This window comes from Prochlorococcus marinus str. MIT 9107, from assembly GCF_000759855.1.
Lineage (GTDB): Bacteria > Cyanobacteriota > Cyanobacteriia > PCC-6307 > Cyanobiaceae > Prochlorococcus_A > Prochlorococcus_A marinus_N.
On the sequence record NZ_JNAI01000005.1, the window covers coordinates 1 to 17536 of the forward strand.

Below are 17536 nucleotides of genomic sequence, written 5' to 3' on the forward strand. Positions count from 1 at the left end.
GGGGATGCCAGGCCTGCTGGAAGCACCAGCTCTATTGGGATTAACTTGCCTATTAAATGAGCCAGGTCTGCCTTGATCTGATGGCATATTTCTTAATCCCGGCCTATTAGGTATGCCAGGTCTATTAGGAGCACCAGGTCTGTTGGGGGAAGTTTGTTTATAAGAAATATTTTGCTTATTATTACTTTGCTTTCTAGGATCTTCTCTTCTTATCGGAGCTCCTACGAGCTCAGGGGTATTTGATCTATTATTGAAATTTTTTGTTTTAGGCTTGTTCGTATTTTGATCAGGTTTGTTTGATAGTTGTCTTTTGTCCCCTGGATTGTAGATATGCTTGGGAGATTCATTAGACTTAACATTATTATTAATATTTTTTGGCTTTGCAATCAGTTGAATAGGGGGTTTTGCTGGGCTTTTGATAGGTGGGTTTATGTTGTTTCGGAAAGTTTTTTTATCTTGGTTTAAATTTTTGGAAGATATACTTTTTAAATTTTGATTTGTAAGATTTGCTTGAGATTGTGAAATACTATTAATATTGGGTTTCTTTGGATTTTTAGGTTGATTTTGAATTATTTTTGTATTGTCTGGCTTATTAAGAGGTTTTATCAACAATGGCTTTTTGTTTGAATTGTCTTTGAGAGGTTCGCCTTTCAAAGAAGAGACGACAGGAGATTTATCTTCTCTGTTTTGTTTGAAACTATCTTTTTTAATTGAAGGTTTATTAATGGACAGTATTTTTTTATCTGGATTCTTCTTATTAATGAGATTTTTTATTTTCTTTGCATCCTCTGCACTAATAGAGCTGCTATGGCTTTTTACTGAAATTGAAAGTTTTTGTGCAGCATCCAATATATCTTTATTTTCCAGATTTAAGTCTCTGGAAAGTTCGTAAATTCTGATTTTATCGCTGATAGTCATTTAATCTGATTTGTACTCTTTTAAAAATTAAAGAGATTTTAATTTAATTATATTCCCTTATTGGGATAGCCATTGTAGCTTGTAATTTCTTTTTCAAGAATATCAATAATCTCAGGTTCTAAAAATGTGTTTAAAGCTTTTTGAAGCTTTTTTTTAATCTTGGAATCTGAGTAACATTTTTTTGACTTGCAAATGTAAGCTGATCGCCCCATTCCCTTTTGAAACATTATGCCTTGCTTATGATCTTTGGTAATCTTTAAAAGATTTTCCCTGTCATACGTTTTCCTACATGAAATGCATATACGCATAACAGGGGTTTGTTGTATCACCGTTTCTTCTCCTCTTTTGCAGATATTTCATTATCTTGGACTGTCTCTAGTTGATCATTATCTGAGAAGGCTTCTCCTTCGTATTGTTCTTCTCCATATTCTTGATCATCTTCAGGGAGGGGATAAAGCTCTCTTAATCGTGCATCTTCTGCAGCACGCTCAGCTTGTTCTGCTTCTAATCTTATCTCAGCTTCTCTCTGGAGATTCTCTTCATCTTCCCTTTGAATGATTAATTCAGAGACTGCAGCATCTTCTGCTTCCTGATCGTATTCGTGTGAGTTTTTAACATCAATCTTCCAACCTGTTAATCTTGCCGCAAGTCTTACATTTTGACCTTCTCTACCAATTGCGAGACTCAATTGATCGGGAGGAACTAGTACATGTGCATGTTGCCCTTCTGGGTCAACTAGTCTTACTAGATCGACTTTCGCAGGACTTAAAGAGTTTAAAATGTACTGTATTGGATCAGATGACCATTTAATAACATCAATTTTTTCTCCTCTTAATTCATTTACTACTTGTTGAATTCTTGCTCCTCTAGCTCCAATACAGGCACCTACAGGGTCCACTTCTTGTTCGACACTATCAACAGCTACTTTTGTCCTTGGCCCAACGGCTCTTGAAGGAGGGTTTGCTTCTCTTGATACAGCAACTATTTTTACTGTCCCTTCTTGAATCTCTGGTACTTCATTTTCAAATAAATAAACTACTAAACCAGCATTTGCTCTACTTACAAAAAGTTGTGGTCCTTTTCTGGCTATTTCGCTAACTTCTTTCAGAAATACTTTGAAAGTTGCATTTGCTCTGTAATTATCATTTGGTAGTTGATCTCTCTTAGGAAGTTCTGCTTCTACTTCAGGTCTACCAATACCCGAACTAACTCCCATAATTACTGATTGTCTTTCAAATCTTATAACTCTTGCAGTTAAAACAGGATCTTCCAAATCTGCAAATTCTTCCTGGATCATTTTTCTTTGTTGATCTCTTAATTTTTGGGCTAAAACTTGCTTTGTTGTTGAAGCAGCCATTCGCCCAAAATCCTCTTTTTCTGGAGTAACATCTAATACAACTGTGTCACCTATTTGAGCATCATCAGCGACTTGTTTAACTTCTGCTAGGGATATTTGATGGTCTTCGCTTTCAACTTCTTCAACTATTATTTTACTTGATAATATCCTGTAACCCTCGTCATCTAAGTCTAGTCCAACATCAAAATTACTAAAATATTCTTCATCAAATGGATCTTCTTTAACTCCAATGTAAAAAGTTTTCCTATATTTTTCGTATCCTTTCAATAAAGCTTCGCGTAAGGCTGCTTCGACGATATTAGGAGGCAACTTTTTTTCCTCACTAATGTCTTCAATAAGATTGTTTAAACCTGGGAGAATAACTAATGCCATCTATGATGGGAAAATTGAATAATGGTTGAAAATAATTAATCTTTTAATGTACAAAGACTAATCTTTAATACTTCATCAAAAGGGATTTTTTTAATTTTACCTTTTATGTTAATGGCTAAATAATCTTTAGACTTTTCATAAAGTAAACCATTCAGAAATTTTATTTTTGAATTCTTCTGGTTTAACTCAACATTAACTGGAAAACCCTTAAAAGTTTTGAAGTCTCTTTCTGAGGTTAATTCATCACTGACCCCTTGACTACTAATTTCTAACACATATGAACAATTTAAAAGATTTGAATTCTCTATTTCTTCAGAAGCTGGGGCATTAAATAGAGCACAATCATCAAGTGAAATATCATCACCATTAGTTTTTTTTATAATGATCTCTATCACAATTGGCTTTTGATTAGTTTTTATAATTAAACTGCAGATTTGGAAATCCCATATATTGGCAACTTTTTTTAATAGAATTTCTAGTTTAATTTTGTTTTTTTTATTCAAATTTATTTATATTTATTTAAAATAATTTTCACATATAAAAAAGTTTTTTCTATTAAATATTCAAAAATTTGTATTTTATGGATGTAAACAAAAAAACAACAATAATATTTTTCTTCAATTAGATTTATTGAATAAATCAAAAACTATTAAATATTAATGAAATTTCTAAAGATTAAATTTACTAATTTAATCCAAATATTTATTATTGTTTGTTTTTGTTTAGTTAATTTCTCCCAAAAAGCTGAAATTTTAGCTTTGACTTCTCAAGAAAGCCACAATTTTGTATCATCTGCAGTGAAAAATGTTGGCCCTGCAGTTGTGAAAATTGATACTGAAAGATTGGTAGAGAGGCAACAATTTGATCCCACTTTACTAGATCCTTTATTGAGGGATTTGCTTGGGGAGCAAGGAAATACACCTGAAAGAGAGAGAGGTCAAGGTTCTGGAGTAATTATTAATGAGAATGGTTTGGTTCTTACCAATGCTCATGTAGTAGAAAAAGTCGATGATGTTTCAGTAACTTTGGCAAATGGAACTGTTTGTGATGGTCAAGTTTTGGGAACAGATGTAGTAACTGACCTAGCTTTAATAAAAATTGAGGACTCTAATTATTCTGGTTTTGCTCCACTTGGGAATTCTGAAGATCTTGAAGTTGGAGATTGGGCAATAGCGCTTGGGACTCCCTATGGTCTAGAAAAAACAGTTACTTTAGGGATTGTAAGTAGCCTACATAGGGATATAAATAGTCTAGGTTTTTCAGATAAAAGACTTGATCTTATTCAGACTGATGCGGCAATAAATCCAGGAAATTCTGGAGGACCACTTATTAATTCAAATGGTGAAGTAATAGGAATAAATACATTAGTAAGAAGTGGCCCTGGAGCAGGTCTGGGTTTTGCAATACCTATCAATCTAGCTAAAAGTGTTTCTGATCAGCTTCTTCAAAACGGCGAAGTTATTCATCCATATTTGGGGGTCCAATTGATTTCTTTGAATCCTAGAATTGCTAAAGAACATAATAAAGACCCCAATTCACTAGTTCAATTACCTGAAAGAAATGGAGCATTAATTCAATCAGTTATACCTAATAGTCCTGCAGAAAAAGCTGGTTTAAGAAGAGGTGATTTAGTAATAGCAGCTGAAAATATTTCTATAGAAGAACCTAAAGCTTTGCTAGATGAAGTAGAAAAAGCTCAGATAGGCAAAGTATTTCTTTTAAATGTTTTAAGAGATAATAAAGAGATACAGATAAATATCAAACCAGAACCTCTCCCAGGTTTGACATAAATCACCCATTGAAATTTAATATTCTATAAATCAAAAAAAAATTTTGGATTCACAAAGTCAAATGAAACAAATAGTTGCTGATTCAGCAATTAAGGAAGTAAAGAGTGACATGATTCTCGGATTAGGATCTGGATCTACAGCCGCGCTTATGATAAAAAGCCTTGCTGATGAAATTCGCTCTGGAGAACTTCAAAATATAAGAGGTGTTGCAACATCCTTTCAATCAGAAGTTTTAGCGCTTGAACTCGGCATCCCCCTTATCGATTTAGCTTCTGTTTCTCAAATTGATTTAGCTATTGATGGAGCAGATGAGGTTGATCCGGGGTTCCAATTAATAAAAGGAGGAGGAGCTTGCCATGTTAGAGAAAAGTTAGTGGCATCTAAGGCTAATCAATTATTGATTGTTGTTGACGAAACTAAACTCGTGCAAAACTTAAATCAATCTTTTCCTTTACCTGTAGAAGTCCTTCCAAATGCTTGGAAGCAAGTGCAGGAAGTTATTTCAGAAATGAACGGCAGTTCTATTTTAAGAATGGCTACTAAAAAAGCTGGCCCAGTTGTTACTGATCAGGGCAACCTAATTCTAGATGTATTGTTTGATGATGGTATTAAGAATCCAAAAGACGTTGAAATGAGTATTAATAATATTCCAGGAGTATTAGAAAACGGATTATTCGTTGACCTTACAGCTAAAGTATTGGTTGGTAAAATTGAAAAAGGTATCCCAGTTGTTTACTCCCTTTCAAAAGTTGGCTAATCTTCGAATCTTATTTGTACTGAGTTAGCGTGACTATGTAAGCCCTCACTTTTAGCAAGATTAATAATATCTAGACTGTTGACTTTGAGACTTTCTTCATTAAATTCTATTATTGAAGTGTTTTTCATAAAAGTTTCAACTCCTAATGAACCGCTAAATCTAGAATTTCCTGATGTAGGTAAAGTATGATTTGGTCCCGCAAGATAATCTCCCACAGCTTCAGGGGTCCATTTCCCTAAAAATATTGCTCCAGCATTTTCTATACCTTCAAGAATCTTTTTTGAATTTAAGGCTAAAATTTCTAAGTGTTCTGGAGCAAAGTTATTGCTTAATTCGATACATGATTCATAATTCTCGCAAATAACAATTAATCCCCAATTTTTTATTGATTGCATGCAAATTTCTTTTCTTGGATGATCATCTAATTTTTTATAAATTTCACCTAAAACTTCTTTTGCCTGTTTCTCTGATGTAGTGAGAAGTATTGAAGATGCCAAAGGATCATGTTCCGCTTGTGCCAGAAGATCAGATGCTATATGGGTGCTTTTAGCTGTTTCATCTGCAATAATTAATATTTCACTTGGACCAGCTAAAGAATCAATTCCTGTAGAGCCATAAATTAGTTTTTTAGCTGTAGTTACATAGATATTCCCTGGACCTGTAATAACATCAACTTTATTGATTTGATTTGTGCCAAATGCTAAAGCACCAATTGCTTGAGCTCCTCCAATTCTAAAAACTTGATTGACACCTGATAAGTGAGCTGCAGCTAAAACAGTTTTATTTATTTCTCCTTCTTTATTTCCAGGAGATACCATTATAATTTCTTCTACTCCTGCTACTGTTGCAGGTATTGCATTCATTAAAACAGTGCTTGGATAAGCAGCTCTACCTCCAGGGATATAAATACCTGCATTTTTAACCGGTCTCCATCTTCTTTGGACTGTATCACCATGTTTACCTTTTAAAGTAAAAGATGATGGAATTTCTTTTTCATGGAATTTTTTAATTCTTTTATGGGCCACCTTAAGTGACTGCTTTAAATTTTCATCTATTCCATCCCAGGCATCTTTTAATTCATCTGAACTAACTTGCATAGGTTCAGGGCTGAAACCATCAAACTTTTTGGTATATTTCTTCACTGCTATATCTCCATAATTTTTTACCTCTTGAAGAATTTTTTCGACAGTTGCATTTATCTTGTTGTTGTTGTCTGAATTAGTTCGAGCAGAAATCCTTTTTAATTCTTGGATAGCGTCTTTTTTATTATCTATGATATTCATTTTCTTAATTTTTCAAATAGTAAGGGTTCAGGACCCAAGTTATTAACCTATCAAAATTATATATGATTGATTAGTTGTCGATTTATTTGTTATGATAATAATCTTCTATTTATATACCCTCAGTGGCCAATAACAAATCAGCAAAAAAGAGAATACAAATTGCCGAAAGAAATCGTTTAATTAATAAATCATATAAATCTACAGTTAGAACTTTAACGAAAAAAACCTTGGAAAATTGTGAAAAATATAAACAAGAACCTAATGAAGATAATAAAAATTTAGTGAAAACAAGTCTTAATAAAGCTTTTAGTTTAATTGATAAAGCAGTTAAAAAAAATGTTCTTCATAAGAATAATGGTGCGAATAAAAAATCAAATATCAACAAATTTGTAAAAAATACTCTCAGTATAAAGTAAAAAGCCAAATTATAATTATGAGCGATATTGAACTCATAGACTCCCACTGTCATTTAATATTTGAAAATTTTGAAAAAGATCTTGAAGATGTCGTTTTAAGATTGCGTTCAAGAGGTGTCAAAAAATTAGTTCATGCTTGTTGTGAATTAACAGAAATACCTAAGTTAAAAAAGATATCCCATGAATTTAATGAAATTTATTATTCGGTAGGTTTGCATCCTTTAGAAGCAAAAAAATGGGAAATTGATTCTAAATCTCTTTTAAGAAGTTCAGCTCAAGAAGATAGAAGAGTTGTCGCTATTGGGGAATTAGGTCTAGATTTGTTTAAAAGTGAAAATAAAACTCAGCAAATTGAAGCTCTTATTCCTCAAATGGAGTTAGCTTTTGAACTCGAATTGCCCGTAATTATCCATTGCAGAGATGCAGCAAAAGAAATGCTCGAGATATGTAATGACCTTTTTAGAAAAGGGAAATGCCCTAAAGGGGTACTTCATTGTTGGACGGGAACTCCAAAAGAAATGAACCAATTCTTAGATCTTGGTTTTTATATTAGTTTTAGTGGAATAGTGACCTTTCCAAAAGCACATGAAATTCATGAGTGCGCCAAGATAGTCCCTAATGATAAATACTTAATTGAAACTGACTCACCTTTTTTAGCTCCTGTTCCCTATAGGGGTAAAAGAAACGAACCTGCATTTGTTGAAAATGTTGCCAATTTTATGGCGGATTTAAGATCTACTGAATTAACAACAATTGCTAAAGAGTCATCAAAGAATGCTGAAGATTTGTTTAAATTTGACTTGTAGTTTTGACACGGCAGCTGCTAATATAAGGAATTACTGGAAATTTTCTTAATTTTTAGTTTTAACTTTCTCAGTCAATGGTTTTGTAACCTTGATTTCAATTTTTAAAAATTATTAAATTGATTAATTTGTTGAAATCGAGATTTAATTATCGATTTCAATTAAACAGAAAAGTTAAACAATAAAATATTGAGTAGATTTAAGGTAAATAGTAAATCAAACATAATCGCAGGTTTTCTTGGATGAGCAGTAGCGCTTTACAGGTAGCAAAAACATCTACTTATCTACCAGATTTGGTTGAAGTACAAAGAGCAAGCTTTAAATGGTTTTTAGAGAAGGGTCTAATAGAGGAATTACAAAACTTTTCACCCATTTCTGATTACACCGGTAAATTAGAATTACATTTTATTGGCGAAGAGTATAGGTTAAAAAGACCTAGGCATGATGTTGAGGAAGCAAAAAGAAGAGATGCAACGTTCGCCTCTCAAATGTACGTAACTTGCAGATTAATTAATAAAGAGACAGGCGAAATTAAAGAACAAGAGGTATTTATTGGTGAGTTGCCATTAATGACCGAAAGAGGAACTTTCATTATTAATGGTGCTGAAAGAGTAATTGTTAATCAAATAGTTCGAAGTCCCGGAGTATATTTCAAGGATGAACAAGATAAAAATGGTCGCAGAACTTACAATGCGAGCGTTATTCCTAATAGAGGAGCATGGTTAAAATTCGAGACTGACAAAAATAATTTACTTTATGTAAGAGTTGATAAAACAAGAAAAATAAATGCTCATGTCCTGATGAGAGCGATGGGCCTCTCTGATAATGATGTTATCGATAAACTAAGGCATCCTGAATTTTATCAAAGCTCAATTGAGTCAGCAAATGATGAAGGTATAAATTCAGAAGATCAGGCTTTACTTGAGCTATACAAGAAATTACGTCCGGGTGAACCACCTTCTGTTTCTGGAGGACAACAGTTATTACACAGTAGATTTTTTGATGCCAAAAGATATGATTTAGGACGGGTTGGTAGGTATAAAATAAATAAAAAATTAAGGCTTACTGTACCAGATGATGTGAGAACACTTACCCATGAAGATGTTCTTTCTACTATTGATTATCTTATTAACTTAGAATTAGATATTGGTGGTGCAAGTTTGGACGATATTGACCATCTTGGTAACCGAAGAGTTAGGTCTGTAGGTGAACTTCTTCAAAATCAAGTCAGGGTTGGACTTAACCGTTTAGAGAGGATTATTAAGGAAAGAATGACTGTTGGAGAAACTGATTCTCTTACCCCAGCCCAACTAGTTAATCCTAAACCTCTGGTTGCTGCTATTAAGGAATTCTTTGGCTCAAGTCAACTAAGTCAATTTATGGATCAAACTAATCCTCTGGCTGAATTAACTCATAAGAGAAGAATTTCCGCTTTAGGTCCAGGTGGATTAACACGAGAGAGAGCAGGCTTTGCAGTAAGAGATATTCATCCTTCACATTATGGAAGGTTATGTCCTATTGAGACTCCTGAAGGTCCCAATGCAGGACTTATAAACTCTTTAGCTACCCATGCAAGAGTAAATGAGTATGGTTTTATTGAAACTCCTTTTTGGGAAGTAAGTAATGGCAAAGTTAATAAAGAAGGTAATCCGGTTTACCTTTCTGCTGATTTAGAGGATGAGTGTAGGGTGGCTCCAGGAGATGTCGCAACTGATAAGGACGGAAATATACTAGCAGATCTTATACCAGTAAGATACAGACAAGATTTCGAAAAAGTTCCTCCTCATCAAGTTGATTACGTTCAGCTTTCCCCCGTTCAAGTAATTTCGGTTGCTACTTCACTAATTCCTTTTTTGGAACACGATGATGCAAATAGAGCTCTGATGGGATCGAATATGCAACGTCAAGCAGTTCCATTGCTCAGGCCAGAACGTCCTTTAGTTGGGACAGGGTTAGAATCTCAAGTCGCCAGAGACTCGGGGATGGTTCCCATAACGAAAGTAAATGGAACTGTATCTTATGTAGATGCTAATGAGATTGTTGTTAAAGATGAAGATGGTAATGAACATTTTCATTATCTTCAAAAATATCAAAGATCAAATCAAGATACCTGCTTGAACCAAAGACCCATAGTAAAAATTGGAGATCAAGTCATATCCGGGCAAGTTTTAGCAGATGGTTCAGCTTGTGAGGGAGGGGAAATAGCACTTGGACAGAATGTCTTAATTGCATATATGCCATGGGAGGGCTACAACTACGAAGATGCAATTCTTGTAAGCGAGAGAATGGTAACTGATGACTTATATACATCAGTGCATATTGAAAAATATGAAATTGAGGCAAGACAAACTAAGTTAGGACCTGAAGAAATTACTAGAGAGATCCCAAATATCTCCGAAGAAAGTTTAAATAATCTTGATGAAATGGGAATAATTAGGATTGGAGCTTTTGTCGGAAGTGGAGATATTCTTGTAGGAAAAGTTACTCCTAAAGGGGAATCAGACCAACCTCCTGAAGAAAAACTTTTGAGAGCTATTTTCGGCGAAAAGGCACGAGATGTAAGAGACAACTCACTGCGGGTTCCTAAAACTGAAAAGGGAAGAGTCTTAGATGTTCGCATTTACACTAGAGAACAAGGTGATGAGTTGCCTCCTGGGGCAAATATGGTTGTTAGAGTTTATGTGGCCCAGAGAAGAAAAATCCAAGTAGGTGATAAAATGGCTGGAAGGCATGGTAATAAAGGAATTATTAGCAGAATTTTACCTAGAGAAGATATGCCATATTTGCCAGATGGAACCCCTGTAGATATAGTGCTTAATCCTCTTGGGGTCCCAAGTAGGATGAACGTAGGTCAAGTTTTTGAATTGTTGATGGGCTGGGCTGCCTCCAACTTGAATTGCAGGGTTAAAGTTGTCCCATTTGATGAAATGTATGGAGCTGAAAAATCACATCAGACTGTTCAAGCTTTTTTAGAGGAGGCTTCAAAACAGCCAGGTAAATCATGGGTTTACAACCCTAAAGATCCAGGAAAGTTATTACTAAAAGATGGCAGAACAGGGGAACCCTTCGATCAACCAGTTGCAGTTGGATATTCTCACTTCCTTAAGTTAGTTCATTTGGTGGATGACAAAATTCATGCTAGGTCTACGGGGCCATACTCTTTGGTTACCCAACAACCATTGGGGGGTAAAGCTCAGCAGGGTGGACAAAGGCTTGGAGAGATGGAAGTATGGGCTCTTGAGGCTTATGGAGCAGCCTATACTCTTCAAGAACTATTAACAGTTAAATCTGATGATATGCAAGGAAGAAATGAAGCTCTAAATGCAATTGTAAAAGGCAAACCAATCCCTAGGCCAGGTACTCCTGAGTCTTTTAAAGTTCTTATGAGAGAATTACAATCACTGGGTCTAGATATTGGAGTTTATACAGATGAAGGAAAAGAGGTGGATTTAATGCAAGATGTAAATCCGAGAAGGAATACTCCATCGAGGCCCACTTACGAGTCATTAGGAACCTCTGAATATGAGGAAGATTAAATACTCAATTAAAAATTTTTTAATTTCAATTTCCCAAAAATGACAAACAGCAACTTAAGAACTGAAAATCACTTTGATTACGTCAAAATTTCAATAGCTTCTCCACAAAGAATAATGGATTGGGGACAGAGGACATTACCCAATGGACAAGTGGTGGGTGAAGTTACAAAACCTGAAACTATTAATTACAGGACACTTAAGCCAGAAATGGATGGATTGTTTTGTGAAAAAATTTTTGGGCCCTCCAAAGATTGGGAATGCCATTGTGGTAAGTATAAAAGAGTTAGGCATCGAGGTATTGTTTGTGAGAGATGTGGTGTTGAAGTAACTGAGAGTAGAGTTAGAAGACATAGAATGGGCTATATAAAACTAGCTGCGCCAGTTTCCCATGTTTGGTATTTGAAAGGAATTCCTAGTTACGTTGCAATTCTTTTGGATATTCCTCTTAGAGATGTAGAACAAATAGTTTACTTTAATTGTTATGTTGTTTTAGATCCAGGTGATCATAAAGAGCTCAAATATAAGCAATTACTTACTGAGGATGAATGGCTGGAAATTGAAGATGAAATCTATGCTGAAGATTCAACAATTGAAAATGAACCTTTTGTAGGTATTGGTGCTGAGGCCTTGAAGCAATTACTTGAGGACCTTGACTTAAATCAGGTTGCTGAGGAGCTCAGAGAAGAAATTACAAATAGTAAGGGGCAGAAAAGGGCAAAACTGATAAAAAGGATAAGAGTCATTGATAATTTCATTGCAACTAATGCAAAACCAGAGTGGATGGTCTTAGATGCAATTCCCGTTATACCCCCAGATCTTAGACCTATGGTTCAGCTTGATGGGGGAAGATTCGCAACTTCTGATTTAAACGATCTATATAGAAGAGTTATAAATAGAAATAATAGATTAGCCAGACTTCAAGAAATTTTAGCTCCAGAAATAATCGTAAGAAATGAAAAAAGAATGCTTCAGGAGGCAGTTGATGCTCTTATAGATAATGGTAGAAGGGGGAGGACAGTCGTTGGAGCTAATAATAGAGCTCTTAAATCCCTCAGTGACATTATTGAAGGAAAACAAGGAAGATTTAGACAGAATCTTCTCGGTAAGCGTGTTGACTATTCAGGAAGATCTGTAATTGTTGTTGGCCCAAAATTAAAGATGCATCAGTGTGGCCTCCCAAAAGAAATGGCCATTGAGCTCTTCCAACCTTTTGTAATTCATAGATTAATACGCCAAAATATTGTGAATAATATTAAAGCTGCAAAAAAATTAATACAAAAAGCTGATGATGAAGTGATGCAGGTACTTCAGGAGGTTATTGAAGGCCACCCAATCCTTTTGAATAGAGCTCCTACACTGCATCGTTTAGGCATTCAAGCTTTCGAACCAAAATTAGTTGGAGGTAGAGCAATACAACTTCATCCTTTAGTTTGTCCTGCATTTAATGCTGATTTTGATGGAGATCAAATGGCAGTTCATGTTCCTCTAGCATTAGAGGCACAAACTGAAGCACGCATGCTTATGTTGGCGAGTAATAATATTCTTTCTCCTGCAACTGGGGAACCAATTGTTACCCCATCACAAGACATGGTTTTGGGATCTTATTATTTGACTGCTTTGCAACCCAATTATCAAAAACCTGATTTTGGGGATAACAATACTACTTTTGCTTCACTAGAAGATGTCATTTTTGCTTTTGAAGATAAAAGACTCAGTTTACATGAATGGGTTTGGGTTAGATTTAATGGCGAAGTTGAAGATGAAGATGAAATGAGTAGCCCACAAAAGACTGAGGAGCTAGAAGATGGCTCAAAATTAGAAATGTGGAATTTCAGAAGAGACAGATTTGACTCTCAGAATAATTTAATAAGTAGATTTGTTTTGACCACTGTAGGGAGAGTAGTGATGAACTTTACTATCATTGATTCTGTATCTGCAACGTAATCTTTAAAAACTATTTTTCATTCATTTAAAAATCATGTCATCATCTAAACCTAAAAAAACTTCTAGAGTACGTAAAACTACTAAAAACTCAAAAAAAAATAATTCAGTGGTAATGCCCGCTTTAGCCAAAACACCCCCATCATTTAAGAATAAAGTAGTTGATAAGAAAGCTTTAAAAAATTTAGTTTCTTGGGCTTATAAAACGCATGGCACTGCTATAACTGCAGCCATGGCAGATAATTTAAAGGACTTAGGATTTAAATATGCTACCCAAGCTGCTGTTTCTATTTCAGTAGATGACTTAAAAGTTCCTGAAGCTAAACAAGGTTTGATAGGACAAGCTGAAGAGCAAATTTCTGCTACAGAAGAATGTTATAGACTTGGTGAAATTACAGAAGTTGAGAGACACACAAAAGTTATTGATACCTGGACTGAAACTAATGAGAGATTGGTAGACGCTGTGAAAAATAATTTCAATGAAAATGATCCTCTGAATTCTGTTTGGATGATGGCTAATTCAGGAGCAAGGGGTAATATGTCTCAGGTAAGACAACTTGTTGGTATGAGAGGATTGATGGCTAATCCTCAAGGAGAAATAATTGATCTACCAATAAGAACAAACTTTAGAGAAGGTCTTACTGTTACTGAATATGTGATTTCTTCTTATGGAGCAAGGAAGGGGCTGGTGGATACTGCCCTAAGAACTGCTGATTCTGGCTATTTGACTCGAAGATTAGTTGATGTAGCTCAAGATGTAATTGTGAGGGAGGAAGATTGTGGGACAGAACGCTCAATTGTTGTTGAAGCTGAAGATGGTAAATTCGGAGCAAGGCTTCTTGGAAGACTTGCCGCGGAGGATATTTTAGATCTTGAGAACAATCTAATTATTAATCAAAATACTGCAATTGATCCTTCATTGTCAGAAAAAATTGAAAGAGCATCTATTAAAAAGATAAAAATAAGATCTCCATTAACATGTGAAGCTAATAGATCGGTTTGTAGAAGATGTTACGGATGGGCATTGGCTCATAATCATCTGGTTGACTTGGGTGAAGCAGTAGGAATCATTGCTGCTCAATCTATTGGAGAACCAGGTACTCAATTAACAATGAGAACTTTTCATACTGGAGGTGTATCAACTGCTGAAAGTGGAGTTGTAAGATCAAAGATTTCTGGGAAAGTTGAATTCAGTTCAAAAGCTAAGGTTAGAGGTTATAGAACTCCACATGGCGTAGAAGCAAAACAAGCAGAGGTTGATTTCATATTAAAAATAGTTCCTAAAGGAAATAGTTCTAATAAAGCTCAAAAAATTGAAGTCTCGAGTGGATCACTTTTATTTGTTGATGATGGTGAAGAAATCAATTCTGACATAACAGTAGCTCAGATCATTGCTGGAACCGTGAAAAAGAGCGTTGAAAAAGCAACAAAGGATGTTATCTGTGATTTAGCGGGTCAAGTCACGTACGACAAGGTTATTCAACCTAAGGAGGTCACCGATAGGCAGGGTAATATTACTTTAAAAGCTCAAAGATTAGGAAGATTATGGGTTTTAGCTGGAGATGTTTATAACTTGCCACCTAATGCTAGGCCGGTTGTCTCATCTGGAAAGTCTGTAGATGAAGGCACTGTTTTAGCAGAAGCAAGTCAATCAAGTGAGTTTGGCGGCCAAGTTCGATTAAGAGAATCAATAGGAGATTCAAGGGAAGTTCAGATCGTTACTACTTCAATGTCTTTAAGTAATTTTAAATTCATTGAAGAATCTACTCACTCAGGCCAAATATATAATTTGGAATCAAGTGATGGAACTTCTTATCGTTTAAATACCTCTCCAGGGAGTAAAATTAGTAATGGCGAGGTCATAGCAGATTTAACAGATGAAAGGTTTCGCACAAAAACTGGCGGTTTAGTTAAATACTCACCGGAATTAAGTGTTAAAAAAGCAAGATCATCCAAAAATGGTTTTGAAGTTAGCCAAGGTGGAACATTGCTTTGGATCCCCCAAGAAACTCATGAAATAAATAAAGATATATCTCTTCTAATGACTGAAGATATGAAATGGATTGAAGCAGGCACAGAAGTCGTAAAAGATATATTTAGTCAAACATCTGGAATTGTTACCGTTACTCAGAAAAATGATATTCTTCGTGAAATAACTGTGAGAAATGGAACTTTTCATGAGTGTGACGATGAAGAAGTTTTGAATAGATTCACAGAAGAAGGCAATTTAATAAATCCAGGCGAAAAGATTATGGATGGTATTGATAATAAAGAAATTCTATTTGTACAGAAATTAGAAACTCCCAAATGTAGAGGCTTATTATTGAGAACTGTAGAAGAATTTACCATACCTGATCAGGCAGAGTTACCGGAATTATCTCATGTTAAGCAGGAAAAAGGACCACACTTAGGATTAAAAGCTATCCAAAGGCTAACTTATAAAGATGGTGAATTGATAAAATCAGTTGAAGGAGTTGAATTGCTTAGAACACATTTAAGTATTGAAAGCTTTGATGCCACTCCTCAAATGACAATTGATGTCGAGTCTATTAAGGATGAAAATGATGAATCAATAAAAAGATTAAGCTTAGTAATTTTAGAATCTATTCTTGTAAGAAGAGATACTATTTCGGACTCCAGTCATGGTTCTACACATACCGAATTGCAAGTCAAAAATAATCAAGTAGTTAAAGCAGGAGATGTAATAGCTACGACTCAAATTCTTTGCAAAGAAGAGGGGTTGGTTCAATTGCCAAATGTTATTGACGATGAGCCTATAAGAAGGTTAATCGTTGAAAGAGAAGAAGATAAAATTAAACTTAAGATTAGTAGTAAAGCAACCGTTAAGATTGGTGATCGTATAGTTGATGGTGATCCTATTAGTGAATCTGAGAAATCTACTTCTTGTGGAGAAATTGAGAAAATTTCTAATAGTTCAGTAACCTTAAGAATTGGCAGGCCCTATATGGTTTCTCCTGATTCGGTTTTACACGTTAAAGATGGAGATTTAGTTCTAAGAGGAGACGGTCTAGCTTTACTAGTTTTTGAGAGGCAGAAAACTGGGGATATTGTTCAGGGATTGCCTCGTATTGAAGAGTTGTTAGAAGCTAGGAGACCCAGAGATTCTGCAATTTTATGTAAAAAATCTGGAATTGTGCAGATTAAACAAGGTAATGATGAAGAATCAGTTTCTTTATCGGTTATTGAAAAAGATGATTTAGTTAACGAATATCAACTATTAATTGGAAAAAATATAATGGTTAGTGATGGACAACAAGTTAAAGGTGGCGAAACTTTAACTGATGGTCCTATTAACCCTCATGAATTATTAGATTGCTACTTTGGGGATTTAAAAGATCAAAAACCTCTAATAGATGCAGCTAGAGAATCTATATCCAAACTACAAAGAAGTTTGGTAAATGAAGTTCAAAATGTCTATAAGTCTCAGGGTGTCGCAATCGATGATAAGCATATTGAGGTGATTGTTAGACAAATGACGAGCAAAGTCCGTGTAGAAGATGCAGGAGATACCACTTTATTACCTGGGGAACTTATAGAATTGAGGCAAGTAGAAGATACAAATCAAGCAATGGCAATTACAGGAGGAGCTCCTGCTGAATTTACTCCAGTTTTGTTGGGTATAACAAAAGCCTCCCTTAATACTGATAGCTTTATTTCAGCAGCTTCATTCCAAGAAACTACTAGGGTTCTAACAGAAGCCGCAATCGAAGGTAAATCAGATTGGTTAAGAGGTTTAAAAGAAAATGTTATTATCGGAAGACTAATACCTGCAGGTACCGGGTTTAGCGGATTTGTAGAGGAATTAGCCTCTGAGGCTGGCCCACATCCTGATATCCTTGCTGAAGAATCTGGTGGATATAGAAGAGCTCAGAACTTAAGACCAGATTATACAGTTGATATGCCACAATCACCTGCCCTAAGCTCTACTGCAATACTTGATGATCCTAGTGATGAAGATTTGGAGACTACTCGAAATCGACATGGAATCGATCCCTCTTCCAGTAATTTTGCTGCCTTTGCAAGACCTAGTGCTGAAAATCAATTTTCTGAAGATCAACTTCCAGATCCTGCGGCATTAGAGGGATTACAAGAAGAGGGACTTCTGTCTGATGAATAAATATTATCCATTATCTTTTTTAGTCACTAGAATGATTTCTTTAGTTTGTAAGTCATGATTAAACCAGAGATTGTCCCCAAAAGAAAATTGCCTCGTTATGGATTCCATTTGTATAATGAAAGACTTAATGGAAGAATTGCTATGATAGGCTTTATTGCGCTTATTCTTATAGAATTCTTTTTGAATCATGGTTTGCTGTTATGGTGAGAATAGTTTTGAAATAAA

13 protein-coding genes are annotated in these 17536 nt (G+C 35.0%); 8 read left to right on the forward strand and 5 right to left on the reverse strand.

Annotation, left to right across the window (positions count from 1 at the left end; translation table 11 throughout):
- From EU92_RS0108865 to rimP, 4 genes are all read right to left on the reverse strand, one after another.
- The coding region (locus EU92_RS0108865; protein ID WP_032523532.1) for a translation initiation factor IF-2 N-terminal domain-containing protein at positions 1-918 on the reverse strand (918 nt) is incomplete at its 3' end.
- 47 nt (positions 919-965) lie between these two features.
- Positions 966-1247, reverse strand: coding sequence for a YlxR family protein (locus EU92_RS0108870; protein WP_193741722.1), 282 nt, complete (start codon positions 1245-1247; stop codon positions 966-968).
- Complete coding sequence (gene nusA / locus EU92_RS06130) at positions 1244-2647, reverse strand: transcription termination factor NusA (protein ID WP_032513248.1); 1404 nt, start codon at positions 2645-2647, stop codon at positions 1244-1246. The genes EU92_RS0108870 and nusA overlap by 4 nt, the downstream gene beginning before the upstream one ends.
- Positions 2648-2682: 35 nt before the next feature.
- Entirely contained in the window at positions 2683-3150 is a 468-nt protein-coding gene (gene rimP, locus EU92_RS0108875; RefSeq protein ID WP_032513250.1) for a ribosome maturation factor RimP, read from the reverse strand.
- Positions 3151-3306: 156 nt separating this feature from the next.
- Here rimP and EU92_RS06125 point away from each other — a divergent pair, with 156 nt between their 5' ends.
- Together EU92_RS06125 and rpiA are read left to right on the forward strand one after the other, a co-directional pair.
- Positions 3307-4437 carry a trypsin-like peptidase domain-containing protein gene (locus EU92_RS06125; RefSeq protein ID WP_032513251.1) on the forward strand — a complete coding sequence of 377 codons (1131 nt, stop codon included), beginning with the start codon at positions 3307-3309 and terminating at the stop codon, positions 4435-4437.
- Between the two features lie 43 nt (positions 4438-4480).
- Complete coding sequence (rpiA, locus tag EU92_RS06120; RefSeq protein WP_342665546.1) at positions 4481-5194, forward strand: ribose-5-phosphate isomerase RpiA; 714 nt, start codon at positions 4481-4483, stop codon at positions 5192-5194.
- Here the strand turns inward: rpiA and hisD are convergent.
- Positions 5191-6477 carry a histidinol dehydrogenase gene (gene hisD / locus EU92_RS06115; RefSeq protein ID WP_032513252.1) on the reverse strand — a complete coding sequence of 429 codons (1287 nt, stop codon included), beginning with the start codon at positions 6475-6477 and terminating at the stop codon, positions 5191-5193. The two genes, rpiA and hisD, sit on opposite strands and share 4 nt — an antisense overlap.
- A 122-nt stretch (positions 6478-6599) precedes the next feature.
- Here hisD and rpsT point away from each other — a divergent pair, with 122 nt between their 5' ends.
- The 6 genes from rpsT (at position 6600) to EU92_RS10175 (ending at position 17518) form a co-directional block, all read left to right on the forward strand.
- The gene (rpsT, locus tag EU92_RS06110) at positions 6600-6893 is read left to right on the forward strand and encodes a 30S ribosomal protein S20 (protein ID WP_032513253.1); all 294 of its coding nucleotides are present in this window, start codon (positions 6600-6602) and stop codon (positions 6891-6893) included.
- Between the two features lie 17 nt (positions 6894-6910).
- Positions 6911-7699: a TatD family hydrolase gene (locus EU92_RS06105; protein WP_032513254.1), complete on the forward strand. Its 789-nt coding sequence runs from the start codon at positions 6911-6913 to the stop codon at positions 7697-7699.
- Between the two features lie 239 nt (positions 7700-7938).
- The gene (rpoB, locus tag EU92_RS06100) at positions 7939-11232 is read left to right on the forward strand and encodes a DNA-directed RNA polymerase subunit beta (RefSeq protein WP_032513255.1); all 3294 of its coding nucleotides are present in this window, start codon (positions 7939-7941) and stop codon (positions 11230-11232) included.
- Positions 11233-11271: 39 nt separating this feature from the next.
- Positions 11272-13176, forward strand: a complete 1905-nt coding sequence (locus EU92_RS06095) for a DNA-directed RNA polymerase subunit gamma (protein ID WP_032523366.1) — start codon at positions 11272-11274, stop codon at positions 13174-13176.
- Between the two features lie 34 nt (positions 13177-13210).
- Complete coding sequence (locus EU92_RS06090) at positions 13211-17311, forward strand: DNA-directed RNA polymerase subunit beta' (RefSeq protein ID WP_032513257.1); 4101 nt, start codon at positions 13211-13213, stop codon at positions 17309-17311.
- 54 nt (positions 17312-17365) lie between these two features.
- The gene (locus tag EU92_RS10175; RefSeq protein WP_032513258.1) at positions 17366-17518 is read left to right on the forward strand and encodes a high light inducible protein; all 153 of its coding nucleotides are present in this window, start codon (positions 17366-17368) and stop codon (positions 17516-17518) included.
- Positions 17519-17536 lie beyond the last annotated feature (18 nt).

Bases quoted from the DNA above. Each gene is read 5' to 3' on its own strand.
- hisD (WP_032513252.1), bottom strand. From the start codon at position 6,477: ATGAATATCATAGATAATAAAAAAGACGCTATCCAAGAATTAAAAAGG.
- EU92_RS06090 (WP_032513257.1), top strand. From the start codon at position 13,211: ATGTCATCATCTAAACCTAAAAAAACTTCTAGAGTACGTAAAACTACT.
- EU92_RS10175 (WP_032513258.1), top strand. From the start codon at position 17,366: ATGATTAAACCAGAGATTGTCCCCAAAAGAAAATTGCCTCGTTATGGA.
- rpoB (WP_032513255.1), top strand. From the start codon at position 7,939: ATGAGCAGTAGCGCTTTACAGGTAGCAAAAACATCTACTTATCTACCA.
- EU92_RS06125 (WP_032513251.1), top strand. From the start codon at position 3,307: ATGAAATTTCTAAAGATTAAATTTACTAATTTAATCCAAATATTTATT.
- EU92_RS06095 (WP_032523366.1), top strand. From the start codon at position 11,272: ATGACAAACAGCAACTTAAGAACTGAAAATCACTTTGATTACGTCAAA.
- nusA (WP_032513248.1), bottom strand. From the start codon at position 2,647: ATGGCATTAGTTATTCTCCCAGGTTTAAACAATCTTATTGAAGACATT.
- EU92_RS06105 (WP_032513254.1), top strand. From the start codon at position 6,911: ATGAGCGATATTGAACTCATAGACTCCCACTGTCATTTAATATTTGAA.